Consider the following 24,657-nt stretch of genomic DNA (forward strand, 5'->3'; position numbering starts at 1 on the left):
TCCGGGGTTCGTGAGCAATTCTTTCGGATGGTCCGTCCACGGCGACGGGCACACGATTTCCCCCGGGGCCGTCGTCGCCCCCGACGAGCGGTTGAGCTGGCCGCGCACCGTCGGCATCGGCATGCAGCACGTGGTGGCCATGTTCGGCGCCACCCTGCTGGTGCCCACCCTCACCGGTTTCCCGGTGACCACCACGCTGTTGTTTTCCGGTCTCGGCACCATCATCTTCCTGCTGATCACCGCCAACCGCCTGCCCAGCTACCTCGGCTCCTCGTTTGCGTTCATCGCGCCGCTGTCCGCCTCCCAGGCTGAGGGCATCGGCGCCCAGCTCGGCGGCGTGCTGGTCACCGGCGCGGTGCTCACCCTCCTCGGAGTGATCGTGCACTTCGCCGGCCGGCGGGTGATCGACGCGGTCATGCCGCCGGCGGTGACCGGCGCTATCGTCGCGCTCATCGGGCTCAACCTAGCGCCGACCGCCACGGAGAACTTCTCCGCTCAACCGCTGGTGGCGCTGGTGACCCTCGGCTCCATCTTGGCGCTGACGGTGCTTAGCCACGGCATCATCTCGCGGCTGTCCATCCTGATCGGGGTGGTCATCGGCTGGCTTTTCGCGTGGGTGACCGGCGCGCTGCCGGAAGGTGCCGCGAAGACCATCGCCGAGGCCTCCTGGATTGGCCTGCCGCAGTTTCACGCTCCGCAGTTCCATCTCTCGGCGATTTTGGTCACCCTGCCGGTGCTCATCGTGCTGGTGGCCGAAAATATCGGCCACGTCAAGGCCGTCGGCGAGATGACCCGGCGTCCGGTGGATGATCTCGCCGGCCGAGCGCTCATCGGCGACGGCCTCGCCACGATGCTGGCGGGAAGCTCGGGTGGTTCGGGTACCACCACCTACGCCGAGAACATCGGCGTTATGGCGGCCACGCGCGTCTACTCGACGGCCGCCTACTGGGTGGCCGCCCTCTTCGCGATCGCGCTGGCCTTCGTGCCGAAATTCGGCGCGCTGGTGACCACCATCCCGGTCGGCGTTCTAGGAGGCGCGACCATGCTGCTCTACGGCATGATCGGCCTGCTCGGGGTGCGCATCTGGATGGATAACCACGTCGATTTCACGCACCCCGTCAACCTGGCGGCCGCGGCCGTAGCGCTCATTGCCGGCATCGGTAACCTCACCCTGCCGGTCTTCGGCATCACCTTAGAGGGGATCGCCTGGGGTTCGGTGGGCATCCTCGTGGGATACCCGGTGCTCATGTGGGCCTACCACCACATCGGGGAAGGCCGCTACACCACGAGCCTTAAGCGTCCAGATCAGACTCGATAAGCCCGGCGATCTTCTCGACGGCCTCGGCGTTATCACTGGTGACGGTGACCTCGTCGCCCTGCTCGGCACCCATCGCCATGATCATGAGCGAGGAGGCGGCGTCGGTCTCGTCGTCATCACCGGCGACGGTGAGGATGATGTCCTCGTCGTACTCGGCGGCAGCCTCGGCGACAACAGAGGCCGGGCGGGCGTGCAGTCCGACGGACGAACCAACCTTGACGGTCTTGGAAGCCATGAGGAAAAGTCCTTTCTAATGGACGTGCGGAGTTGTGTTCCGGAACAATTCTAAGCATGCGCCGGGGCGGCGTCACTATCGAGTGCCTCCGCCGGCGTTTCCACCTTCTGCGGCCAGAACTGCTTGAGCAGAACCACCACGACGGCGGAGACCACCGCGCCCGCGGCGACTGCCAGCAGGAAGCCCCACCAGGGGTTGATGGCGAAGAGCACGAACACACCGCCGTGCGGGGCGCGCGAGCCCACCTCGAGGGCCATGGACAGCGCGCCGGTGACTGCGCCCCCGGCCATCATCGACGGGATGACGCGGAAGGGATCGGCCGCGGCGAAAGGAATCGCGCCTTCGGAGATGAACGAGAGGCCCAGCAGCCACGCTGACTTGCCGTTTTCCTGCTCCGCCGGGGTAAACAGGTGCCGGCGCACAAAGGTCGCCAGCGACAGCGCGATCGGCGGCACCATGCCGGCGGCCATCACCGCGGCCATGATCATCATGGAGGCCTCGTCGCCGGTGGACAGGCCGGCGGTGGCGAAGAGGTAGGCGGCCTTGTTGACCGGCCCGCCGAGGTCGAAGCACATCATCAACCCCACGATGATGCCCAGAAGCACCGCGGAGGTGCCCGTCATGGAGTTCAACCAGTCGGTGAGCCCGGTCATAAGTGCCTCGAGCGGGCGGCCCAGCAACAAAAACATGACTAGGCCCACGATCAGGGAGGTCAGCAACGGGATGATGACCACCGGCATGAGCGAGCCCACGATCCGGGGGACGCGCCAGTTGCCGATCCAGTAGGCCACCAACCCGGCGATGATGCCGGTGACCAGGCCACCGATGAACCCGGCGCCGACGAACACGGCCACCGCGCCACCGACGAAGCCCGGCGCGATGCCGGGTCTGCCCGCCAGGGAGAACGCGATATAACCCGAGAGCGCCGGCACGATGAACTGCATGGCCAGCTGGCCGGTCGCGAACAACACCGCGCCGAGATGCAGCGGGAAGTTATCTAGGGAGAACGACGTCGCGGCCTGCTCCCACTCGTCGGCCACCTCGTAGCCGCCGACCAAAAAGCCGAACGCCTGCAGCAGGCCACCGGCGGCGACGAACGGGATCATGTAGGACACACCCGTCATCACGGCCTGCTGGATGCGCTTCGGCCAGCTCTCGTGCTGCGCCCCGCCACCCGATTCCGCCTGCTCGGTGCGGCTTACGGTCACCCGCGGGGCGTCCGGGTTGTCGGCGGCGGCGAGGGCTTCGTCGAGAAGTGCGCCGGGCGCGTTGATGCCGCGATTGACGGGGGCTTGCACCACCGGCTTGCCGACGAAACGCTCCTTGTTCCGCACCGCCACATCCACGGCGAAGATCACGGCGTCGGCGCGCTCGATGACCTCCTTAGCCAGCGGCTCGCCGCCCGAGGAGCCCTGCGGCTCGACGAAGAAGTCGATGTCCTCGCGCTTGTCGGCCTCCTGCGTCAGCGCGTCGGCCGACATGTAGGTGTGCGCGATACCCGTCGCACACGCGGTGACGGCGACGACGGTCTTCTTCTCCGGCGCGCTCACGGCGGGCTGAGCGGCTGTGGCCTTGGTGGCCTTCGTGGCGCCGAGCACCTCGTCGACGGCGGCGACGATAGCACCCGGGGTACTCGCCGCCCGCAGCTTCTCGAGGAAATCCCCCTTGACCAGCGCCCGTGCCAGCTTCGAGAGGATCTTGAGGTGGGCCTTGCCGCCACCTTCCGGGGCAGCGATGAGAAAGACCAGCTCGGCGTCGCCATCGGGGCCGGAGAAATCGACGCCGCGGCTGAGGCGTGCGAACGCCAGTGTGGGCTTATCGACGGCCGCGCTCCGACAATGCGGGATCGCGACTTTCCCCGGCACCCCCGTGCCGGCGGAGGCCTCGCGGGCCTGGGCGGCCGCGGCGAGCGCCTCGGGGTCGTCAGAGCGGCCGGCGTCGGCGACCACCTGGGCGAGCGACGAGATGACCTCGTCGGTTGTGTGCCCTAAATCAGCGTCGAGGACGACGAGGTCCTCGGTGAGAATCTTGTCAGACATATCAGTTCCGTTACTTTCGGAGAAATCAGGTCTACGTCACTCGGTCGGGGAGTCGTGGTGCCGGGCAGTCCGGCCGCGGCGGTGCCGTACGCGACGGCGCGGCGCAGGCGCTCGGGGGGCTGGTCGCCGTCGGCACGCCCCATGAGGTAGCCGGCGAGCGAAGCGTCACCCGCGCCGACCGTCGAGCGCACCGTGGTCGCCGGGGCAGACGCCTGCCAGATACCCGCGGCGGTGGCCAGCACCGCGCCTGCCGCGCCGAGGGTGACCACGACGTCGTCGATACCCCGGGCCACCAGCTCGCGGGCGGCCTGGGCCACGGGGGTGTAGTCGCCGGCGTCCGCGGAGCGCTCCAGCTCGGCGCCGTCGATGCCGAGTAGCTGGCCGAGCTCGTAGCCGTTCGGCTTGATCACCGTGGGCGCGGACTCGGCGAGGTTCTTAGCGAGTACGCGGATCGGCTCATCCGAGGTGTCGATAGCCACCGGCAGCTCGGGGTTTTGCTCACGCAAGGTCTTCAGCAGGTCGACGTAGAAATCCGCAGGCACGCCCGGCGGGAGGGAACCGGCGAGCACCACCATGTCTGCCTTGTCGGCGTGCTGGGTGGTGAGATCCATGAGTGCCTGGAACTCCTGCGTGCTTAAGTGCGCGCCGGGCCCGTTGATCTTGGTGGTGCGCCCGCCGGCCTCCGTGACGGTGAAGTTGGTGCGCACCCGATCGGTGGTGGTGACCACGTCGTGGTGCAGCCCGGTCTCGGCGGTAAGGGTGAGGAAGGGATCGTCGATCGCCGCGGGAAACAGTGCTGTGGTTTTACGCCCGGTGAGGTGGAGGGCGTGGGCGACGTTGATGCCTTTGCCGCCGGCGGTGCGGCTGACGGCCTCGGCGCGGTGGACCTCGCCGGGGACGAGTGTGGTCGACATGTCCAGCGTCACGTCGATGCTGGGGTTGGGGGTCAGTGTGAGAATCACGGGACGCCTCCGTGCGTTATGTAGTGGGTCTCACTTCCCATCATTGTGGTTTTATGTCCGAATGTCAATGCCGGAAATGTCCGAACGGTTTTGATTCTGTTTGCTGGGTAGACTGGGGCAGAGAGAATCTGTGTACCGCGACAGAAAGGCACACCGTGACCAACGACAGCATTCAGGGCACCGGCGTGGTGCCGGGAGTCGCCTACGCACCTGCGGTCTGGGTCCGCCCGCGCCCCGAGCTCCCGGAGGCGGGCGAGCCCATTGCCGAGGATGCCATCGACGCCGAATACGCCCGCTTCGAAAAGGCCGCCGACACCGTGGCCGAGCGCCTCGGAGCCCGGGCACAGGAGGCGGTCGGGGAGGCTGGTGAAGTCCTGAAGGCCACCGTCGGCATGGTGCGCGACCGCGGCTGGCGCAAGGCGGTGAAGAAGAACGTCCGCTCGCTGCAGCGCGCGGAGTTCGCCGTGGTCAACGCGACTGACAAGTTCATCGACATGTTCGAAAAGGCTGGCGGCCTCATGCTCGAGCGCACGACTGACTTGAAGGACGTGCGCGACCGCGTCATCGCTGAGCTCCGTGGGGAAGAAGAACCCGGCCTGCCCAATGCCCACGAGCCCAGCGTGCTCTTTGCCGACGACCTCGCCCCGGCCGACACCGCGGGCTTGGATACCGAGATCTTCACCGCACTGGTTACCGAGCTGGGTGGGCCCACCAGCCACACCGCGATCATCGCCCGGCAACTCGGCGTGCCCTGCGTCGTGGCCACCGGCACCAGCCTGCGCGACATCCCGAGCGGGGAGAAGGTCCTAGTCGACGGCGCCTCCGGCACCATCTCCCGTGACGTCGACGAAGCTAAGGCCCGCGCCGCGGTGGCGGAATCCGCCGAGCGCGAGAAGCTTATCGCGCAGTGGGAGGGTCCGGCCGCCACCCGCGACGGACACCGGATGCAGCTGCTGGCCAACGTCGCGGATCCGAAGGCGGCCCGCGCCTCCGCCAAGAGTCAGGCCGAGGGGGTGGGTCTCTATCGCACCGAGCTGAACTTCCTCTCGGCGGCGAAGGAGCCGGCGGTCGACGAGCAGGCGGAGATCTACCGGCAGGTCTTTGAGGCTTTCGGTGACCGCAAGGTGGTCGTGCGTACGCTTGACGCGGGCTCGGACAAGCCGATCGCCTATGCCACGCTGCAGGAGGAGGAAAACCCGGCGTTGGGTGTGCGCGGTTTGCGCATCGCCCGCAACAACGAGGGCCTGATGACGCGGCAGCTCGACGCGATCGCCCAGGCCGCCGAGAGCCGCCCCGAGGGGGCGCAGACGTGGGTGATGGCGCCGATGGTCGCCACCCGCAAGGAGGCGACCTGGTTCGCCGGGCTCTGCCGCGAGCGAGGCCTGACCGCCGGCGCGATGATCGAGGTTCCCGCCGCCGCGCTGCTGGCGGATACGATCATGCCGGAGCTGGACTTCGTCTCGATCGGGACGAACGATCTGACCCAGTACGCGATGGCCGCGGACCGGCTCTCGCCACAGCTGGCCTACCTCACTGACCCGTGGCAGCCGGCGGTGTTGCGCCTGATTCAGATGACCTGCGAGGCGGGCAAGCGTCACGACGTCCCCGTCGGCGTCTGTGGCGAAGCCGCCGCCGATCCGTGGCTGGCGTGCGTGCTCACGGGCCTGGGGGTCTCGTCGCTGTCGGCGGCGGCGAATGCGCTGCCGGCGGTCGGCGCCCAGCTGGCTGAGTTGGATCTCGACGACTGCCGCGCGATGGCCGAGGCCGCCCTGTCGGCGGCGGGGGCTACGGAGTCCCGCGAGCAGGCGCTGGCGGCTATCGGGCGATAACGACGTCGACCTCGCGGTCACGCAGGGCCGCGACGAAGGACTCTGGCGCCCGGTCGTCGGTGATCACGACGTCGATGTCGTTAGTATCGGCGAAGCTCACCAGAAAGTCGTTGCCGAGCTTCGTCGAGTCGCACAACACCACGACCTTGTGCGCGTTGGTGACCATGGCGGATTTCACGGCGGCCTCCTGGGAGTCCGCGGTGGACAGGCCATGATCCAGCGTGAGGGCGTTGGTGCCGATGAACGCGACGTCAGCGCGCATCAGCGCCAGGGTGCGCAGCGCGGTGGCCCCGACGACGGCCTGGGTGATGGCGCGCACGGTACCCCCGAGCAGTTGCACGTCAGGGGCGTTGTGGGAGGCCAGTTTGAGCGCGGCCGGCAGCGAGTTGGTCACGATTGACCAGCGGGCCCGCTGGGCGCGCTCGGCGATGAGCTCCGCGAACGCGTTGATAGTGGTGCCGGCGTCTAAGAACAGGGCGCCGTCTGCCTCGGGGAGGTACTCGGTGGCCGCGCGGGCGATGGCGAGCTTCGCCGCCTGCGCCGAGCGCGAGCGGGTATCGAGGGAGGACTCAGTGGTCTGGAAAGACTGACTGGCCACCGCTCCGCCGTGGACGCGGTGGACAACTCCCTCGCGGTCGAGCACGGCGAGGTCACGTCGGATGGTCTCCGCCGTGACGTCGAAACGATCGGCGAGGTCAGTGACGTTGACGCGACCTTCGACGGCGGTCAGCGAAGCGATCTGCCGGCGACGTTCCTCTGCGTACATGTCACCCTCTTTCGTTAGGATCTGTGGGACTAGACCCAGTGTGCACGAAATCGGGCAGTGGGGGTGTCCGATTACCCCCGATCAGCCAGGAAACGTGTGGCTTTAGAGGACGTTCTTAGAGCCGGCTTAGAGCCGGCGGAAGACCGACACCACCTTGCCGAGGATCTCGGCCTCGTCGCCCGGGATCGGATCGAACTCGTCATTGTGGGGCAGAAGCCACACGCCCGTGGAGTCGCGGTGGAGCTCCTTAACGGTGGCTTCGCCATCGAGCATCGCGGCGACGAACTCGCCTTCCTCCGCTACCGGCTGGGCGCGAACGACCACCCAGTCACCGTCCATGATGCCGGCGAGCTTCATCGAGTCCCCAATGACCTTGAGCATGTAGAGCTCGCCGTCACCGACGATCTCCTGCGGCATGGGGAAGTAGCTGTCCACTTCTTGCTCGGCCAGGATCGGCGAGCCGGCCGCGATACGGCCAACGACGGGGATGTAGCTCGGCGCGGAGGCCTGCTCACCGTTCGGGGCGGTCGCGGGCTTCGACGCCGGCGCCTCGCGTTCATCGCTTAGGTGCCGGATATCGACGGCGCGTGGCTTGTTGGGGTCGCGCCGCAAAAAGCCTTTCTTCTCGAGCTCGTTGAGCTGGTAGGCCACCGAGGAGGTGGAGGTGAGGCCGGCGGCGTCGCCGATCTCTCGGATGCTGGGGGCGTAGCCGCGCAGCACCACCGCGTCCTGGATGACCTCCAGGATGCGGCGCTGGCGGGGCGAAAGGGTGGACATGTCTGGTTTGCCGCGCTGGGGGCGGCTCTTCTTGGATGCAGCCATTTGGACTCCTCGTCGCTGGGATCGTTACCTACTGTCTATCACGAAACCGCCTTTATGTTCGAGACATTGTGGCCAAGTGTGGACAGATTTTCGAACGCCTGCTATCTTTCGAACGTGTAAACGATAATCGAACATACAATCGCATTGATGAATGTGGTGTCCGCTGGCTTCGATAGTCTGCCGGCGAACCACAACGAAAGGAAAGGCGAGAACCATGAACTCCCAGACCACGGCGTATCGTACCCGTACTGTGTGTCCCTCTCCGGCAGCCTCTGCCTCGGTGTGGGATGCGGACGTTACCGCGGCTGTCCCCAGCCGTGGACGACATGTTCGGACACTGAGTAGGAGACTGGCAAACCCGCAGGTTACCGCCCAGTCGCCTTCGCAGGTCGCAGAGCGGGATCGCTTCGAACAACGGCGCGAAATTGGTCGCGGAATGCTGCTCGGCACCGTTTGTGGATTTGTACTGGTGGTCGGCTCTGTTCTCGGTTTCCAGCAGGGGGAGGCGCCGGTGTCCCAGCAGACGGCCGAGACCTTGATTGCGGTCAGTGGGCACTAAACTCAGGTATCGCACCATGTGAGTGACCGATACCGAGGAGGCTGTTCGCCGTGTACTGCCCTTTCTGCCATAACGAACAGTCCCGGGTCATTGATTCCCGTGTGATCGATGCCGGCACCTCCACTCGCCGGCGCCGGGAATGTAGCAGCTGCCACGGCCGTTTCACCACGATAGAGAAGGCCGTGCTGCTCGTAGTGAAGCGTAATGGCATCACCGAACCCTTTAGCCGCGAAAAGCTGATTATGGGCGTGCGCCGCGCGTGCCAGGGCCGAGATGTGCCCGATGACGCGCTGAAGAAACTCGCCCAGGAGGTTGAGGAGACCGTGCGCGGCCAGGGAAGCTCCCAAGTCGACGCCAACGACATTGGCCTCGCTGTGCTGGAGCCCCTCCTCGAACTCGACGAAGTCGCCTACTTGCGCTTCGCCTCTGTGTACAAGTCTTTCGAAAGCGCGGAAGACTTCGAATCCGAGATCCGCTTGATGCGTCGCCGCAACCGAAGTCAGGTGTAAAGGTTGTGGCGGGTTATCCGTTGGGATTACGCACGTGCGTAATGGGGGATGACTGAAAGGCCGATTGGCCTGGGCCACCTGGGGCACATTTTTACCTTGGCCCCTGATTTTTACGCACGTGCGTAAAGGTGAGAGGAGTTTTCAGGGGTGGCTCTGCGGGTGGATCCGTGCGGGACGCTGGACTATGCCGTGGCATAGTTTGTCCGAGTTTTACGCACGTGCGTAGTTTTGTTTAGGGGCCCAGACGGGGGTGTTCGACGGTCTGTGGATCGCCGGCTCTTGGTTCTTAAACTCCGGGCGTTACGCACGTGCGTAATTGGTCGGGGCAAATTTGAGGAGCGGCGGCGAGCGGAGCTCCAGTCGTGCGGGCCCGCCTAAAACCGACGGAGTGAGGGTGTCAGGAAATTTGTGTGTGAGGCTCTGATCCAGAAGGAGTTTCACCGATAATGACAACGGTGACAACGAAGAAAAACCATGACCAGGACAAGGTCAACGAGATCAGCGAGAAGCTGATGGAAAATCCTGAGCTCGCCAAGCTGATTGGCGAGTTGTCGACGTCCACCGATAACGCCAGCGACCTGGTCAAAGCCCTGTTGCAGGCATCGATTAACGCTGGTTTTGCAGGCGGAAATGGATGCCCATTTGGGCTACGGTCATTCCGACCGGACGATGAAGGCCCAGGTTGAACCAACACAGGGTAGTAACCACCGCAACGGGTCGTAGACCAAGACCGTCAATTCTGGGCACGGCGCGTTGGAAGGGATCGTGCCCAGGGATCGTTCCGGCACGTTTACTGCCCAGATGGTGCCCAAGGGCTCACGCCGGCTGACAGAGCTCGATGACATGATCATCTCGCTGTACGCCGGTGGGATGACAGTGCGTGATATTCAGCACCATCTTGGCTCCACCCTGGGGGTGGATATGAGCCCGGATACGATCAGCACGATTACCGATGCAGTCTTAGACGAGGTGATGATCTGGCAGAACCGTCAACTCGACGAGTTCTACCCAGTAATCTTTTTTGATGCGCTACGCGTGAAGATCCGCGATGGCCACCGTGTAGTCAACAAGGCGTGCTACATGGCGGTGGGCATCGACATAGACGGTATCAAGCACATCCTGGGCTTGTGGATTGCTGATAATGAAGGTGCCGCCTTTTGGGCATCTGTGTGCGCAGATCTGGCCAACCGTGGCGTCCAGGATGTCTTCATCGTCTGCTGTGATGGTCTTAAAGGTCTACCGGAAGCTTGTGGAGGCAACCTGGCCACATTCGATGGTACAAACCTGCATCGTGCACCTGATCCGGGCGGCGAATAGGTGGGTGTCCTATCAGGACCGAAAACCCGTCTCCAGTGCGCTACGTGCGATCTAGACGGCCGTAAACGAAGATACCGCCCGTGCCAGCTTAGATGCGTTCGAAACCTCTGAGCTTGGCCAGAAGTACCCGCAGTCGGTGAATATCTGGCGTGATGCGTGGGAACGGTTCGTGGGGTTTCTGCAGTTCCCGCCAGCGGCGCGCAAGGTGATATACACCACGAATTCAATCGAGTCACTCAATGCTGAGCTGCGTAAAGCTACCCGAAACCGGGGCCAGTTCCCGAACGATACAGCAGCACTGAAGACGCTTTGGTTGATGATGTGCACCATCGAAGACTAACGCGTTGCCAAACGCGCGAAGCAAGCCAAGCGTGCCGTTGAGTGCAACGGGTATGTTCAAGGAGCGAAGGCCAATGGCTGGAAACAAGCCATCAACCAACTAGCTGTGGCATACCCAGACCGATTCGCGGACTACCTGTAAACCACCCCCCGCACACAAACTATCGGACGCTCTCACCGGAGTTAGACTCCGGGAGTCACATTTTCACCTCAGTCCACTAAGTTGCTGGATTCCGGGTCTAAGAAGTCGTTGGATTCCGAGTCCAATAAGTGTGTAGGCAAAACAGTTTCACCTCAGGCGTCTGATTTTTACGCACGTGCGTAATGGGGAATCGATGAATCCCGGCGAACTCATAGGTAGACGAGACACATTGTCACCTTGGTCCTCTGGTTTTTACGCACGTGCGTAATCGAGGCCGAGCTCCCTCGCTCTTCGTTCATAACAGGGCCAACGCAGCGACCTCGCGAGTGGAAACAGTCGCGGGCTCACTATGCCGCGGCATAGTGCGGACGGGGTTTACGCACGTGCGTAATCGGAAATCGATGGATCCCGGCGAACTCATAGGTATACGAGACACATTGTCGCCTTGGGCCTTTGCCTTTTACGCACGTGCGTAATCGAGGCGAGGATCCCACACGGGGAAAGTGTGGGGGCGAGGCTGTTGGCCCGCGGTTTGTCGACTCCGTTCGTAAACTCCGGGCATTACGCACGTGCGTAATGGGGAATCGATGGATCTCGGCGAACTCATAGGTGCACGGGACACATTGTCACCCCAGGCCTCAGATTTTTACGCACGTGCGTAATCGCGGCGCGCCGCCCAATGGAGCGGGCCTACCATGAAGCCGTCTTTAGCCGGCTAACCCGGAATTCACGGCAACCCAATTACCGCGAGAGCCGCGTACGTCATTTCAGCTTGTCCACGGCCTTCATAATTCTCCGCAGCGACACCGGTCGCGAGGTCCCCAGGCGCTGCGCGAAGAGACTGACCCGCAGCTCCTCAATCATCCAGGCGATCTCGCGGACCTCCGGCGACTTCTCCCGACCCGCCGGAAGCTGCCGAAGCCGGCCGCGCAGGTAGGCGTGTGCCTCGTCGATCTCCGCCTGTCGGTCCGCGTCCTTGTCCGGGTCCATGCCCATCTCCTCGAGGCGGATCGACATCGCCTGCAAATACCGCGGCAGATGCTGCAGATGACCGAGCCCATGCCGGGTGATCGCCTGCTCAGGAAGCAGAAAAGACAGCTGGCGCTCCATGTCGTCGATGGCAGGACCGGTCCATTTATCCAGTTCCTCGCGCACCTTCGAAAGCTGCACCAGCGCCGGCGCCAGAGTCACCACCGCCTGTCGCACTCGCCGCGGAGTATCGGCGGCGACCTTCTTGCGCAGCTCCTCGAATTCGCTGGGCTCGCGTACGGGGCCGCCGTTGTCCATCATCGCGTCGCGAATCGCCGCCACCCGCGCATCTCGGACGAGCCCTTCGGCCCCGCCGTGTGGGTAGTTGTCCACTGCCACGCGCTGAGTCAAGGGGAGACCCTTGATCATCTGCTTGGTGTTCACCGAGATATCGCGCATCAGTAGCGTCAGCGTTGCTGTGCGCATCGAGTTCTCCGCGGCCGCCTTCGTCGGCAAGACCTTCACCTCGACGCCTTCGTCGGTCACGCTCAGCGCGGGATAGGCCTGCACATCGTGGCCATCGACGGTGGTCGTGACCTCCTCGGGCACCTTCCCGAGGTTCTCCGCGGTCCAGTTCTTCACCGCCGGCGACTCGGATTTGCGCCCGACCCGGCTCACCGACGAGCGAATGTGGCCCGCCTGCCGTGCCTGCAGCGCCGAGAGATCCTTGTCCGAATCAATGATGCGGCCCTTCTTGTTGATCGCCGCATACGTCATCCGTAGATGCTCCGGCAGCGCGGACGGCCGGAAATCACTCGCGTTAATCCCGGAACCGCCGAGCTCTCGCAGGACATCGGCAAGCTGCTCGACGAGGGGAGACTCCCCGGGCACGAGCTTCTCGACGGCCCGCCGCGCGAACTCCGGCGCCGGCACCACCGAGCGGCGCGAGGCTTTGGGCAGCGTGCGGATCAGCTCCGTCGCGAGCTCCTCGCGCATGCCGGGGACCAACCAGTCGTAGCCGGTCTCGTCGATACCCGCGAGCAGCGGCACCGGGATGTGGACGGTGACGCCATCGCGCTCGTGGCCGGGCTCGAAGAGGTAGCTGAGCTCGAATTCCAGCGAGCCGTCGCGCCAGCGATCGGGGAAGGCTTCCTCGGTGATGGCGGAGGCGTCGTCGCCAAGCAAGGCCTCGGGGTCGAAATCGAGCAGGTCGGGGTTTTCTCGACGCGCCTTCTTCCACCAATGGTCGAAGTTCTTGCCGGTGGTTATGTTCTCCGGCAGGCGGGCGTCGTAGAAATCGAAGAGCGTGTCCTCGTCGACGACGATGCCGCGCCGGCGCGCCTTCTCCTCGACCTCGGCGGCGGTCTCGAGCTTCTCGACGTTACGCCGGTAGAAATCATGGTGCGTCGACCAGTCACCCTCGATGAGGGCGTGGCGGATGAACATATCCCGCGCGGCCACGGGGTCGACGCGGTGATAAGGCACCAGGCGGTCGGCGACGATGGTCACCCCGTAGAGCATGGTCTTCTGATGTGCCATGGCGGCGGTGCGTTTCGAGGACCACACCGGATCCGAGTAGTTGTGGCGCAGCAGGTCCCCACCTAAGTCCTCCACCCAGGCGGGATCGATCGCCGCCACCTGACGCGCCCACAGCCGCGAGGTCTCCACGAGCTCGGCGGCCATGAGAAACTCCGGCGGTTTCTTAGCCAGCGAGGAACCGGGAAAGACCATAAAGCGCGTGCCGCGAGCCCCCTGGAACTCCTTGGACTTGCCGTCGCGGGCGCCGATGTTCGATAGCAGCCCGGAAAGAAGCGAGCGGTGGATGGCATCCTCGTCGCGGTTGACGCGCTCGGTGTCCTTCTTCTCCCACCCGAGTCGACGGGTGACATCACGCAGCTGGCGCACGAGATCCCACCACTCGCGGATACGCAGGTAGTGCAAAAACTCCTCGCGCATCCGCCGGCGGAAGGCGTTGCCGGAGAGCTCGTCGCGGGTCTCAGAGATGTAGTTCCACAGCTTGATCAGTGAGAGGAAATCGCTGCTCTTATCCTTGAACCGGGCATGCGCCTGGTCGGCCTGGGCCTGCTGCTCGAGCGGGCGCTCGCGCACGTCCTGGATGGTCAGAGCGGATACGAGGATGATCAGGTCGTCGAGCACCCCGCGCTGGCGGGCTTCGACCAGCATGCGGGCCATCCGCGGATCGACGGGAATGCGGGCGATGTCCTTGCCGATATTCGTGAGCACCGGCAGCCCGCCCTTCTCCTTCTGGGTGATAGCCCCCAGCTCGTGCAGGAGCGTCAGGCCGTCGCGCACCGCCTTATGCTCCGGCGGCTCGACGAAGGGGAAATCGTCGACCGCTCCCAGCCGCAGCGAGATCATCTGCAGAATGACGCTGGCGAGGTTGGTGCGCAGGATTTCGGGATCGGTGAATTCGGGGCGGGAGTGGAAGTCCTCTTCCGAATACAGCCGGATGGCCACGCCGTTGGCAACACGGCCACAGCGGCCCGAACGCTGGTTGGCACTCGCCTGCGAGATCGCCTCGATGGGCAGGCGTTGGACTTTGGTGCGCGTCGAGTAGCGAGAGATGCGTGCCGTGCCCGTATCGACGACGTAGTGGATCCCCGGCACCGTCAGCGACGTCTCCGCGATATTCGTGGCCAGCACGATGCGCCGTCCCGAATGCGGGGTAAACACCCGGTGCTGCTCCTGGTTCGACAGCCGGCCGAACAGGGGAGTGACCTCCACGTTGCGGTATTTCTTGCCCTCGATGGCCTCCATCGCATCCCGGATGTCGCGCTCGCCGGGGAAGAAGCAGAGGATATCGCCTGGGCCGATGGCCATGAGCTCCTCGATGGCATCCAACAGCCCGTCGAGAGGGTCCTGATCAACGACGCGATCCCCGGCCGTGACCTCGAGGGGCCGGTAGCGCACCTCGACGGGGTAGGTGCGCCCGGAGACCTCGACGATGGGGGCGGGGGCGCTGTCGGCATCCGCGAAATGCTCGGCAAAGCGCTCCGGATCGATGGTCGCGGAGGTGATGATCACCTTGAGATCCGGCCGCTTCGGCAGCAGGTTTTTCAAATAGCCGAGCAGGAAGTCGATGTTGAGGCTGCGCTCGTGCGCCTCGTCGATGATGATCGTGTCGTAGGCGTTGAAGTAGCGATCCCGCTGCATCTCGGAAAGCAAGATGCCGTCGGTCATGAGTTTGACGGCGGTGGTCTCGGAGACGCGGTCGTCGAAACGAATCGCATAACCCACCGAGGAGCCAATATCCTGGCCCAGCTCGCTGGCGATGCGCTCAGCCACCGTGCGCGCGGCGATACGCCGCGGCTGGGTATGCCCGATCAGCCCCCGCCGGCCCCGCCCGAGCTCGAGGCAGATCTTCGGGATCTGGGTGGTCTTACCCGAGCCGGTCTCACCGGCGATGATGACCACCTGGTTGTTCTCGATAGCCTCCGCGATGTCATCGCGACGCCCACTGACCGGCAATTCGGCGGGGAACTTAATGGGCGGGATGGCTGCCTCGATGCGGGGGATGCGCTGGAGGGCATCGTCGAGATCAGCCTTAATAGCACGCAGAGCCTTCGGCGCGCGCGCCTTCTTCAGGCGGCGGCGGAAGGTGCGTTCGTCGGCGAGGGTGAGTCCGTCGAGAAGCTCGTAGAGTTCGCTTTTCGACGGGGCGGATCCGTTATCGCTGGGTTTAGTCATGGTCGACCGCTCATGCTACCCGGCGACCCTGCGGCGGGCTTAGTTGGTGCGCTTTTTGCGGACGTTCTCCAGCGAACGCTGGAACGCCTCGGTGATCAGTTCGCCGAATTCGGCGAACTCGGCGGCCCGCGACGACGAGCTGCGGTACACCAGGCCCATCTCGCGCTGGGCGGTGACGCCCGAGTCGAAGTGGGAGACGGCGAGGCCGCAGCGGCTCGCCTCCGGGATCAGCGCGGTCTCGGGAACGAGCGTCGAGCCCAGGCCGCCGACGACCAGCTGGATAATCGTGGTCAGAGAGGTCGCACGCGTCAGGGAATTCGAGGTCTGCGAGGGGTTGAGATCGGCGCGGCGGCACAGATCCAAGACTTGGTCGCGGAGGCAGTGGCCGTCGTCGAGAAGCAACAGATCCAGGTTTTCCAGATCCGCCAGCTTCAAATCATCGCGGTTGGCCAGTTCGTGGTCCTCCGGCAGCACCACGGCGAAGTTCTCGGTGTATAAGGGCAGGTCGACGACGCCGCTGGCCTCTGAGGGCATGGCGATCAGGGCGAGGTCGATCTGGCCGTCACGCAGCTTGTGGAGGAGATCGTCCGTCTGCTCCTCGACGATGCGCGGCTCCATGTCGGGGTAGCGCTCGGTGATCAGCGGCAGCAGGGCGTTAAGGAGGTAGGGTGCCGCCGTCGGGATGATGCCGAGGGTCAGCGGTCCGGTGAGGGTGCCGGTAGCACCGCGGGAATGCGCGAGGAAGGCCTTCGCCGCCTCGAGTGTTGCCTTGGCGTAGGGGAGGAGTTCTGCGCCCGCGGAGGTGATGATCACCTTGCGGGTGGAGCGTTCAATCAACTGGATACCCAAGCCGTGTTCCAAGGCTACGAGGGCCTGAGACAGGGACGGCTGGGAAATCCCGAGTTTCTCGGCGGCGGTGCCGAAGTGCTTCTTTTCGGCGATGGTGACGAAGGTACGCAGCTGGGCGAGCGTTGGTCGGTACTCTTTATTACTCATACCTATAGGTTATGTGTCGATGCTCAGAGCTTCAAGTATATGGGGTAATTAAGCCTGCTCGATCGTGAGCTCAGACAGGCGCACCTCGCCGGCCTCGTCGGAGGCATCCAGATCCACCGTGCCCACAAAAGCGAAGGAATTATCCCCTGCCGGGTCCTTAAGGATCTGGCGCACATGCCACTGCCGGCCGTCTTCGCGCACCCAGAAATACTCGCTGGAGCGGGCGTCCGCGCTGAGGTCGAGATCGTCATATTCGTCGAAATAATCGTCCAGAGCAGCGGGGAAGTCAGGAGCCTCCTCGAGATGCTCCGTCATCTCCGCCAGCGTTTTCTCGCGCTCGAGGGCGAAGAGATCGACTAGGCGGAAGAAGTAATTGCGCACCATGATCTTAAAAGCCCGGCGGTTGGCCGTGAGAGCGTCTGGGTCGTCCACCCCGAAGGCGAGCTCGCGCTCCAGGGCTTCTTCGGAAATGGGGGTATCTTCATCCCCCATGTGGGCCCACTCGTCGACCAGCGAGTTATCCACCTGGCGGATGAGCTCGCCCAGCCACTCGATGATATCGGCGAGTTCTTCGGTGACGTAGGCCTCCGGCACCGTCTGTCGCAGGGTGCGCCAGGCGTCCGTGAGATAGCGCAACACCACGCCCTCGGAACGCGAGAGCTGGTAGGTGGAGGTGAGATCCGAAAACGTCATCGCCTTTTCGACCATGTCGCGCACCACCGACTTCGGCGAGAGCTCGAACTCTTTGACCCACGGCTGGGTCTCGGAGAACGTGTCATAGGCCTGCTCGAGTAACTCCTCCAGCGGCTTCGGGTAGGTGACCTCCTCGACCAGCGTCATGCGCTCGGTATACTCCACGCCCTCCGCCTTCAGCGCGGCGATCTCCTCCCCGCGGGCCTCCGACTGCTGCGCGCGCAGCACGGCGCGCGGGTCGTCGAGAATCGCCTCGAACACGCTGATCACATCGAGGGTGTAGCTCTCCGACTCCGGATCCAACAGGTCGAGCGCGGCCAGGGCGAAGGGGGAGAGCGGTTGGTTCAGCGCGAAGTCGCGCGGCAGCTCGCGCACCAGGTGGTACGTGCGACCGTAACGATCGGGTTCTTCGCGACGCTTGACCAGGCCGGCGTCGAGAAGCCCGCGCAACAGCGCCAGCGTGGTGAGGATGTCCTGGTTCTGCTTGGTGCGCGGATCGTGGTTGGTGCGCAGCAGGTGACGCAGGTGCTCGTAGCCGTCGCCGTGGCGCTCCAAGACGTTGATGAGCATCGAGTTCGAGACCCGGAACTGGCTGGTGAGCTGCTCGGGCTCTGCTTCCGTCAGCCGGTTGAACGTGTCCTCGGACCAGCTCACCTCGCCCTCGCGGGCCGACTTCTTGCGGATCTTCTTCCGCTTCTTCGGATCATCGCCGGCCTTGCGGCGCAGCTTGACGTTCTCGATCTCATGCTCGGGTGCTTCGACCACCACGGTGCCTTCGGTGTCGTAGCCGGCGCGGCCCGCACGCCCCGCGATCTGGTGGAACTCGCGCGACTTCAGGATGCGCTGGCGCTGCCCGTCGAACTTCGCCAAGCCCGTCATCAACACCGTGCGGATAGGCACATTTATGCCCACACCCAGGGTGTCCGTACCGCAGATCACCTTCAAAAGCCCGGTCTGGGAGAGCTTTTCGACGAGCCGCCGGTACTTCGGCAACATGCCCGCGTGATGGACACCGATGCCCTTGCGCAGCAGCTTCGACAGTTGGCGGCCGTAGACCGTCGAGAAGCGGAAGGAACCGATCTCGGCGGCGATGGCCTTCTTCTCCTCGTCGTTGATCAGGGGGATGCTGGTCAGCGCCTGCGCGCGCTCGGTGGCCTCCCGCTGGGAGAAGTGCACCACGTAGATGGGGGTCTTGCCCTCATCGCGCAGCTCCTCGATGGTCTCGTGGACCGGGGTGAACACATAAGAGAAATCGAGCGGCACCGGGCGGGTGGTGCCGGTGACCGGGGTGGTGGCCCGACCGGTGCGCTCGGTGAGGTCCTTCTCGAGCGCCGAGGTATCGCCGAGGGTCGCCGACATGAGCACGAACTGGGTGTTCGGCAGCTCCAAAAGGGGCACCTGCCAGGCCCAGCCGCGCTGCGGATCGGAGTAGTAGTGGAACTCGTCCATGACCACCTGGTCGATGTTCGCCTCCGCGCCGTCCCGCAGCGCTATGTTGGCGACGATCTCCGCCGTGGCGGCGATGATCGGCGCGTTGCCGTTGACGGTCGCATCACCAGTCATCATGCCCACGTTCTCGGGGCCGAAGATGTCACACAGCGCGAAGAACTTCTCGCTGACCAAGGCCTTGATCGGGGCGGTGTAGAAGCTGCGCTGATCGTGCGCTAAGGCGATGAAGTGCGCGGCGTTGGCGACCATCGACTTACCCGAACCGGTCGGGGTCGAAAGAATCACGTTGTCGCCGGCCAACACCGCGAGGGAGGCCTCCTCCTGGGCGGGGTAGAGGCTAATGCCCTTTGAGCTCGTCCACGAGGTGAAAGAATCGAAAATCGCCTCGTCCAGGAAGGAAGCGGGGACGTCGGTGAGATCGGGAAGATAGTCGGCGAGAGTCACGCCTACCACCGTAGTGGAGTGTTACTTATCGTCGCGGTTGTCGTCGTCTTGACGCTCTTCGTCGTCCTTATCCTCGCCGCCCAAAGCCCGCGGGCCTTTCTCCGGGTCCATCTGATCGTCGATAGACGCCAGGAAACGCTCGAACTCAGCGCCCAACTCCTCGCCGGTGGGCATGGCCTGCTCGCCGGGCAGCATGGCGTTCGGGTGTGCCTCCCGGTAGCGCTGGATCTCCTCGTCGTACTGCTCCTCCAGCGCGCCGACGACCTGCATGACCTCCTGGTTGTCGCTCATGTACTCGTCGAGCTGAGCCCGGGCGCGTTCGATGTCGACCTCCAGCGAGCGCAGCGGGAAGTTCAACCCCGTCGACCGCGAGACCGACGTGAGCAGCTGGTAGGTGCCCTGCGGGTACGGCCACTGCGCCAAGTAGTGCGGCACGTGCGCGGTGTACCCGGCGACCTTGTGGCCGCGGGTGTGCAGCTCCCGCTCGATGAACAGCTGCGCCGAGCCGGGCATAGTGATCTGCGAGTCGATCTTGAGCAGATCGGCCACCAGCTCCGGGTCGTTGCCGTGGCCTGAGACCACCAGCGGGCGGGTGTGCGGCACCGTCATCGGCGCACCGTAGAGGCAGATGGTCGACGAGACGTTGTACTTATCCGCTAAATCGGCGACCGCATCAGTAAACGCCTCCCACCGCAGATCCGGCTCGGGGCCGGAGAGCAGCAGAAACGGGGTGCCGTCATTATCACGGGCCACCCGCATATCGAGGTTGAGCTCCTCGACATTGGTGATCGATTGGTTCGTCATCGTCACCGCCGGGCGCCGGGAACGATAATCAATCAGCTCATCATTGTTGAAGCTGACCATGGGCTTGGTGTTCAGCGCCGCCTTGAGGTGACGGGCTGAGGCATCGACCACGTGTCCGGCGTCGGCGAATCCCTGCAGGGCGACGATCATCACCGGACCGCGCGCGGAATCATCTCCTACCGCCGGGGCCGGGTACTCGATCTCATACATCTTGGATTCGTCGTGCATGCGGATCCTCCTTACCTTCTCTACTGCCTCATAACGCATCTGCGGGCGCAAACATTCCCCATGCTCCGCGGCCGCGCCGGGCAGGTGTTAATCCTTCAGGCTAGCAAAACCCCACCGCCGCAACCGGCACATTGTGACCGGGGCTGTGGATAACTCGGCGACCGGCCAGAATTTTCGCTCCCAATGTGGATAACCAAAACCGCCCCTTGGCAACCTCGCCCACACTGTGAGCCATGACCACTCATCACGACCCTGGATACCTACTCGCCAACCTGCCCGGACTCTTCGGTTTCTACCCGCACGACTCCTTCGTCATCGTCAGCTTCTCCCACCTCGAGAACAACCACTACGAACTCGGGCCTGTCCTGCGCTTCGATCTCGACGAGATCGACGACCTGCCCGACTTTCACGGCCTCAGCAGCCCGCTGGCCGACGCCGACCTGCTCATGGGCTTCGCTATCTCTGAAGACAATGATGCCCTCGTAGGTTTCGGCCCCGAGCGCCTCGATACCATCGACTCCCGCCTAGTCGGCGTCTGGGGCTGCCCCGAGATCATCACCGGCGCTCCCTTCCGCTGCTTGAGCGAGAACGGTGCACACTCCTGGCACACCGGGACCATCCCGAGTGTTGCCTCCTCCGACTCAATGGTGCCCTGGGTGGCCGCCGGAGAACTTCCGGAAGTCGACCGCGACAGCCTCTTCGAACGCTTCGAACAAGAAAACACCCTGCTCAGTGACGCCGAGCGCAGCGACATGATGTCCGCCGCCCACGTGGCCCTCACCCAGCCGGATGGCGGTCTCGCGGCCGTCGATAGCCTCTTAGAGGCCATTGACTATGCCGCCGACACCGAAGCCCCGCTCGAGGCCCTGCACGCCGATCACCACCTGCTTGCCGATGCCGCCGTGGTCCTCAGCGACATTACGCTCCGCGACGCCCTAGTCGCAGGGGTCGTCGCCCAGCCCCAAGCGGCCGGCCGGGTCATGCTGGCTGTCGCCACGAGCTTTCCCGGCGGCATCCGCGCCCACGCCCTCGCTCTCTACGCGCTGGCCCGCATCGGCAGCGGCTTGCCGATGCTCGCCAAGCCCGCCCTCATGGCGGCGACGGAAGAAATCCCCGGCCACTCGCTGAGCGAGTTGATCGAGCGTTTCACCTCCCTGGGCCTCTACGAAAGGCTCCTCCAAGCGGTCACCGAGGGCAGCCTGCTGGCCCGCATGCGCCTGGAGGACTACGGCCAGAAGAGCGCCTAGCCGCTTCTAGCGGAGAGCGCTGTGCGCCTTATCGCCCAACCGGGAGGTAAAAGCCCACGCGTCGGAGACGATCGTGTGCAAGTCGGTGCGCTTCGGCGACCAGCCCAGCTCGCGCATGATCTTCTCAGACGACGCGATCAACGTGGGCGGATCACCGGCGCGGCGCGGGGCCTCTTCGGCCGGGATCTCGTGCCCGGTGACCTCACGGCAGGCCTCGATGACTTGGCGCACCGAGTACCCGTCGCCGGAGCCTAGGTTGTAGATCCGGTGCTCGCCGGGGGCGTTGTTCTCGAAGGCGAGCACGTGCGCGTCCGCTAAGTCGCGGACGTGGATGTAGTCGCGGATCGGGGTGCCGTCGGGGGTCGGCCAGTCCGTGCCGAACATCTTGATGTTCTCGCGGTGGCCTAGGGCGACCTGGAGTACTAAGGGGATCAGATGCGTCTCGATCTCGCGGTTTTCGCCAATATCGCCATAGGCGCCGGCGACGTTGAAATACCGCAGGCTCGTCGCCGCCAGGCCGTGCGCCCGGCAATACGAGGTGATCGCGTAGTCGATGGAAAGCTTCGTGGCGCCATACGTGTTCGTTGGCGCCGTGGGGGTTTCTTCGGTGATCGGCATGGTCTCCGGCTCGCCATAAGTCGCGGCGGTGGAGGAGAACACCAAGTTCTTCACCTCGTGGGTGCGCATGGCCTCCAGAAGGGTGAGTGTGGTGCCGACGTTATCGCGCCAATACTCTTCCGGTACCTCCATGGACTCGCCGACCAAAGAGCGTGCGGCGAAGTGGAACACGGCGTCGAAGTTACCGGAGGCGAGGACCTCGTCAGCGAGGTCGGCGACGTCGCCTTCGATGAACTCCGCATCTGCCGGCACCGCCTCCCGGTTGCCGGTGGTGAGGTTATCAATCACCGTGACGTCATGGCCGGCCTCGATGAGGATGGCCGCACACACACTGCCTACATACCCGGCGGCGCCGGTTACCAGAAGCTTCATGGACGCCAGTTTAGTAGCGAACTACTCCTCGTTCAGCGGCGTGACGCGCAGCGCGTGCGCGAGATCATCCGCCAGCAGCACGTCGCGGCCCTTTGGGGTGCGCACGGTGACGGCCCCGCTGCGCACGATGATCTCGACCTCACTGCCGATGGTCACGCCCGCGGAGACCAGCTCCGCGAACTGCGCGGAGTGCACCTGGAGGATCTCGTTCATCTGCACCACCCGCGCCGGCACGGGGGAGCCTTCCGGCACGTCGATCGCACGCACTCCGGTATCGGTCTGGGGCGGGGTGGTAGCACCGAGCTGGTCGAGGGCCGGCACCGGGGTACCGAAAGGTGAGCGGGAGGTATCGGAGACGATCGCGACGACGCGGCGCTCCACCTCCTCGCTCATGACGTGCTCCCAACGGCAGGCCTCGTCATGCACGTGGTGAATATCCAGCCCGAGCACGTCGGTGAGCAGGATCTCGGCGAGGCGGTGCTTGCGCATCACCGAGGTGGCGATGTCCCGGCCGGTCTCGGTGAGCTCCAGGCTGCGGTCCGCGGCGACGTGCAACAAACCATCGCGCTCCATGCGAGATACCGTTTGGGACACCGTGGGCCCAGATTGCTCTAGGCGCTCTGCGATACGAGCTCGCAGGGGAGTAATACCCTCCTCCTCGAGCTCGTAGATGGTGCGGAGATACATCTCCGTAGTATCGACGAGATCTCTCATATCGGCGCTGACCTTCCTGGCGGGATGGCTCGACTAAGACCACCCCAGATTACCTGACGCTAGAGCGCGTACTCCTGCAGCCTCGACGCACGCTCCCCAGCCCGCAGCTTCGCCATGACCTCACGCTCAATCTGGCGCACCCGCTCACGCGAGAGCCCGAAGCGGCGACCGATCTGATCCAGGGTGCGCGGCACGCCGTCATTCAAGCCATAGCGCAGGCGGATCACGTCCTGCTCGCGCTGCTCCAGCGAGCCGATGACACCCCGAATGTCTTCGTGGCGCATCGTGGCGACGACGGAGGTCTCCGCGTCCGCCGCCTCCGCGTCCTCGATGAAGTCTCCGAGCGGGGCCTCCTCGTCCGTGCCGACCGGCATGTCCAGGCTCACCGGGTCCCGCGACTGACGCAGAAGCATCTCGATCTTCGACTCGTCGATGCCGGACTCGTCCGCCAGCTCCTCGTTCGTGGCCTCACGGCCCAACGACTGATACATCTCCCGCTTGATGCGGGAGAGCTTGTTTACCTGCTCCACTAAGTGGACAGGCAGGCGGATGGTGCGCGACTGATCCGCCATGCCGCGGGTAATCGCCTGGCGGATCCACCAGGTGGCGTAGGTGGAGAATTTAAAGCCCTTGGAGTAATCGAACTTCTCCATCGCGCGGATCAGCCCGAGGTTACCCTCCTGGATGAGATCCAGAAGAGGCATGCCGCGGCCGGTGTAACGCTTCGCCAGCGAGACCACCAGACGCAGGTTGGCCTCCAAAAGGTGGGAGCGAGCCTTGCGGCCATCGCGCGCCAGGATCTTGTAATCGCGCTTGTTGGCGCGGGTGAGCTTCACATCCTTATCGTCCAGCAGGTGCTGGGCATAAAGGCCGACCTCGATGCGCTGGGCGAGGTCAACCTCTTCCTCGGCGTTCAACAGAGCCGTCCGACCGATTCCGTTGAGATAGACGCGCACAAGGTCCGCGGCGGGATTGTCATTGGTCTGATTCCGGCGACTGCCCGGATCGACCTCCTGCTCCTCGTTCTCGTCCTGGAAACCGGTAACCGGCTCGGTCATGGTGCCTCCTCGAAGTAGCGATCTACCATTACCAACGCTTTAGGTATCGGATAAGTTCCCCTACCCCTGAACGAGGGGGTTAGGTCTCGACGAGTAAGGTGAACGGCCCGTCGTTGACCGAGCTTACCTGCATCATCGCGCCGAAGACGCCCTCTTCGACTCTCAGCCCGCGCTCCCGCAATCCGGCGACCAGGCGCCCGATCATCGGCTCGGCGACTTCTCCCTTGGCCGCATCCGACCACGAGGGGCGCCGCCCCTTCGCGGTGCGGCCCTGCAGGGTGAACTGGCTGACCACGAGGATGGGCGCATCGACATCCGTGGCTGAGACCTCCCCGTCGAGCATGCGTAGCTCCGCGATCTTGCGGGTCATGGTGGCCAACGCCTCGTCGTCGTCATCGCGGGCCACCCCCACGAGTGCGAGGATGCCCCCGGTATGAGGGGCGCTGATCTCGCCGACGACCTCGCCGTCTACGGTTACCCGCGCCTCCGTGACGCGCGTCAGTACAGCTTTCATGTTCTC

The 24,657-nt window shown here is 64.4% G+C and carries 17 protein-coding genes and 1 pseudogene; 5 read left to right on the plus strand and 13 right to left on the minus strand.

The genetic code is table 11. The features are described from left to right. Positions 1-10: 10 nt before the first annotated feature. A complete protein-coding gene (locus C3B44_RS04715; RefSeq protein ID WP_108431367.1) occupies positions 11-1,318 on the plus strand; it encodes a uracil-xanthine permease family protein in 1,308 nt (435 codons plus the stop codon). On the opposite strand, the gene C3B44_RS04720 is transcribed toward C3B44_RS04715, so the two are convergent. From C3B44_RS04720 to C3B44_RS04730, 3 genes are read right to left on the minus strand one after another with little or no spacing between them, the layout of a single operon-like run. Continuing rightward, a complete protein-coding gene (locus C3B44_RS04720) occupies positions 1,293-1,553 on the minus strand; it encodes an HPr family phosphocarrier protein (RefSeq protein ID WP_108431368.1) in 261 nt (86 codons plus the stop codon). The genes C3B44_RS04715 and C3B44_RS04720 overlap by 26 nt on opposite strands. A gap of 50 nt (positions 1,554-1,603) precedes the next feature. Next, positions 1,604-3,592, minus strand: a complete 1,989-nt coding sequence (locus C3B44_RS04725) for a PTS fructose transporter subunit IIABC (RefSeq protein WP_108431369.1) — start codon at positions 3,590-3,592, stop codon at positions 1,604-1,606. After that, a complete protein-coding gene (locus C3B44_RS04730; RefSeq protein ID WP_108431370.1) occupies positions 3,541-4,554 on the minus strand; it encodes a 1-phosphofructokinase family hexose kinase in 1,014 nt (337 codons plus the stop codon). Before C3B44_RS04730 ends, C3B44_RS04725 begins: the two co-directional genes overlap by 52 nt. 155 nt (positions 4,555-4,709) lie before the next feature. Between C3B44_RS04730 and ptsP the strand changes: the two genes are divergently transcribed. After that, on the plus strand, positions 4,710-6,383 hold the full coding sequence (gene ptsP, locus C3B44_RS04735) for a phosphoenolpyruvate--protein phosphotransferase (RefSeq protein ID WP_235840487.1): 1,674 nt from the start codon (positions 4,710-4,712) through the stop codon (positions 6,381-6,383). Here the strand turns inward: ptsP and C3B44_RS04740 are convergent. Next, positions 6,370-7,149 (minus strand): DeoR/GlpR family DNA-binding transcription regulator, encoded by a 780-nt coding sequence (locus tag C3B44_RS04740; protein ID WP_108431372.1) that lies wholly within the window; start codon positions 7,147-7,149, stop codon positions 6,370-6,372. The two genes, ptsP and C3B44_RS04740, sit on opposite strands and share 14 nt — an antisense overlap. 126 nt (positions 7,150-7,275) lie before the next feature. Next, a complete protein-coding gene (lexA, locus tag C3B44_RS04745; RefSeq protein ID WP_108431373.1) occupies positions 7,276-7,971 on the minus strand; it encodes a transcriptional repressor LexA in 696 nt (231 codons plus the stop codon). Positions 7,972-8,580: 609 nt separating this feature from the next. Here lexA and nrdR point away from each other — a divergent pair. Both nrdR and C3B44_RS04755 read left to right on the plus strand, forming a co-directional pair. Further along, positions 8,581-9,039: a transcriptional regulator NrdR gene (gene nrdR / locus C3B44_RS04750; RefSeq protein WP_108431374.1), complete on the plus strand. Its 459-nt coding sequence runs from the start codon at positions 8,581-8,583 to the stop codon at positions 9,037-9,039. 446 nt (positions 9,040-9,485) lie between these two features. Further along, positions 9,486-10,837: pseudogene (locus C3B44_RS04755) on the plus strand (IS256 family transposase). A 762-nt stretch (positions 10,838-11,599) separates the two neighbouring features. Here the strand turns inward: C3B44_RS04755 and hrpA are convergent. The 4 genes from hrpA to C3B44_RS04775 are packed head-to-tail and all read right to left on the minus strand — an operon-like array spanning position 11,600 to position 20,128. Then, positions 11,600-15,514 (minus strand): ATP-dependent RNA helicase HrpA, encoded by a 3,915-nt coding sequence (gene hrpA / locus C3B44_RS04760; protein ID WP_108431375.1) that lies wholly within the window; start codon positions 15,512-15,514, stop codon positions 11,600-11,602. A gap of 39 nt (positions 15,515-15,553) precedes the next feature. Next, the gene (locus C3B44_RS04765) at positions 15,554-16,510 is read right to left on the minus strand and encodes a hydrogen peroxide-inducible genes activator (RefSeq protein ID WP_108431376.1); all 957 of its coding nucleotides are present in this window, start codon (positions 16,508-16,510) and stop codon (positions 15,554-15,556) included. A gap of 48 nt (positions 16,511-16,558) precedes the next feature. Then, a complete protein-coding gene (locus tag C3B44_RS04770) occupies positions 16,559-19,096 on the minus strand; it encodes a DEAD/DEAH box helicase (protein ID WP_108431377.1) in 2,538 nt (845 codons plus the stop codon). 21 nt (positions 19,097-19,117) lie between these two features. Then, positions 19,118-20,128 carry a PAC2 family protein gene (locus C3B44_RS04775; RefSeq protein WP_108431378.1) on the minus strand — a complete coding sequence of 337 codons (1,011 nt, stop codon included), beginning with the start codon at positions 20,126-20,128 and terminating at the stop codon, positions 19,118-19,120. A 233-nt stretch (positions 20,129-20,361) separates the two neighbouring features. On the opposite strand from C3B44_RS04775, the gene C3B44_RS04780 reads away from it, so the two are divergent. Then, positions 20,362-21,375, plus strand: coding sequence for a DUF4192 domain-containing protein (locus C3B44_RS04780; protein WP_108431379.1), 1,014 nt, complete (start codon positions 20,362-20,364; stop codon positions 21,373-21,375). Between the two features lie 6 nt (positions 21,376-21,381). Here the strand turns inward: C3B44_RS04780 and galE are convergent, their stop codons facing one another. The 4 genes from galE to dtd form a co-directional block, all read right to left on the minus strand. Beyond that, the gene (galE, locus tag C3B44_RS04785; RefSeq protein ID WP_108431380.1) at positions 21,382-22,365 is read right to left on the minus strand and encodes a UDP-glucose 4-epimerase GalE; all 984 of its coding nucleotides are present in this window, start codon (positions 22,363-22,365) and stop codon (positions 21,382-21,384) included. A gap of 21 nt (positions 22,366-22,386) precedes the next feature. Then, positions 22,387-23,079: a metal-dependent transcriptional regulator gene (locus C3B44_RS04790; protein WP_108431381.1), complete on the minus strand. Its 693-nt coding sequence runs from the start codon at positions 23,077-23,079 to the stop codon at positions 22,387-22,389. 59 nt (positions 23,080-23,138) lie between these two features. Further along, the gene (locus C3B44_RS04795; RefSeq protein ID WP_108431382.1) at positions 23,139-24,137 is read right to left on the minus strand and encodes a sigma-70 family RNA polymerase sigma factor; all 999 of its coding nucleotides are present in this window, start codon (positions 24,135-24,137) and stop codon (positions 23,139-23,141) included. Between the two features lie 79 nt (positions 24,138-24,216). Further along, positions 24,217-24,651: a D-aminoacyl-tRNA deacylase gene (dtd, locus tag C3B44_RS04800; protein ID WP_108431383.1), complete on the minus strand. Its 435-nt coding sequence runs from the start codon at positions 24,649-24,651 to the stop codon at positions 24,217-24,219. Between the last annotated feature and the right edge of the window lie 6 nt (positions 24,652-24,657).

Source organism: Corynebacterium yudongzhengii (assembly GCF_003065405.1).
GTDB lineage: Bacteria > Actinomycetota > Actinomycetes > Mycobacteriales > Mycobacteriaceae > Corynebacterium > Corynebacterium yudongzhengii.

What these genes read in the sequence shown, in the direction of transcription:
- C3B44_RS04725 (WP_108431369.1), bottom strand. Translation starts at nt 3,592, where the DNA reads ATGTCTGACAAGATTCTCACCGAGGACCTCGTCGTCCTCGACGCTGAT.
- C3B44_RS04765 (WP_108431376.1), bottom strand. Translation starts at nt 16,510, where the DNA reads ATGAGTAATAAAGAGTACCGACCAACGCTCGCCCAGCTGCGTACCTTC.
- C3B44_RS04795 (WP_108431382.1), bottom strand. Translation starts at nt 24,137, where the DNA reads ATGACCGAGCCGGTTACCGGTTTCCAGGACGAGAACGAGGAGCAGGAG.
- galE (WP_108431380.1), bottom strand. Translation starts at nt 22,365, where the DNA reads ATGAAGCTTCTGGTAACCGGCGCCGCCGGGTATGTAGGCAGTGTGTGT.
- C3B44_RS04740 (WP_108431372.1), bottom strand. Translation starts at nt 7,149, where the DNA reads ATGTACGCAGAGGAACGTCGCCGGCAGATCGCTTCGCTGACCGCCGTC.
- lexA (WP_108431373.1), bottom strand. Translation starts at nt 7,971, where the DNA reads ATGGCTGCATCCAAGAAGAGCCGCCCCCAGCGCGGCAAACCAGACATG.
- C3B44_RS04775 (WP_108431378.1), bottom strand. Translation starts at nt 20,128, where the DNA reads ATGCACGACGAATCCAAGATGTATGAGATCGAGTACCCGGCCCCGGCG.
- C3B44_RS04780 (WP_108431379.1), top strand. Translation starts at nt 20,362, where the DNA reads ATGACCACTCATCACGACCCTGGATACCTACTCGCCAACCTGCCCGGA.
- C3B44_RS04790 (WP_108431381.1), bottom strand. Translation starts at nt 23,079, where the DNA reads ATGAGAGATCTCGTCGATACTACGGAGATGTATCTCCGCACCATCTAC.
- dtd (WP_108431383.1), bottom strand. Translation starts at nt 24,651, where the DNA reads ATGAAAGCTGTACTGACGCGCGTCACGGAGGCGCGGGTAACCGTAGAC.
- hrpA (WP_108431375.1), bottom strand. Translation starts at nt 15,514, where the DNA reads ATGACTAAACCCAGCGATAACGGATCCGCCCCGTCGAAAAGCGAACTC.
- C3B44_RS04720 (WP_108431368.1), bottom strand. Translation starts at nt 1,553, where the DNA reads ATGGCTTCCAAGACCGTCAAGGTTGGTTCGTCCGTCGGACTGCACGCC.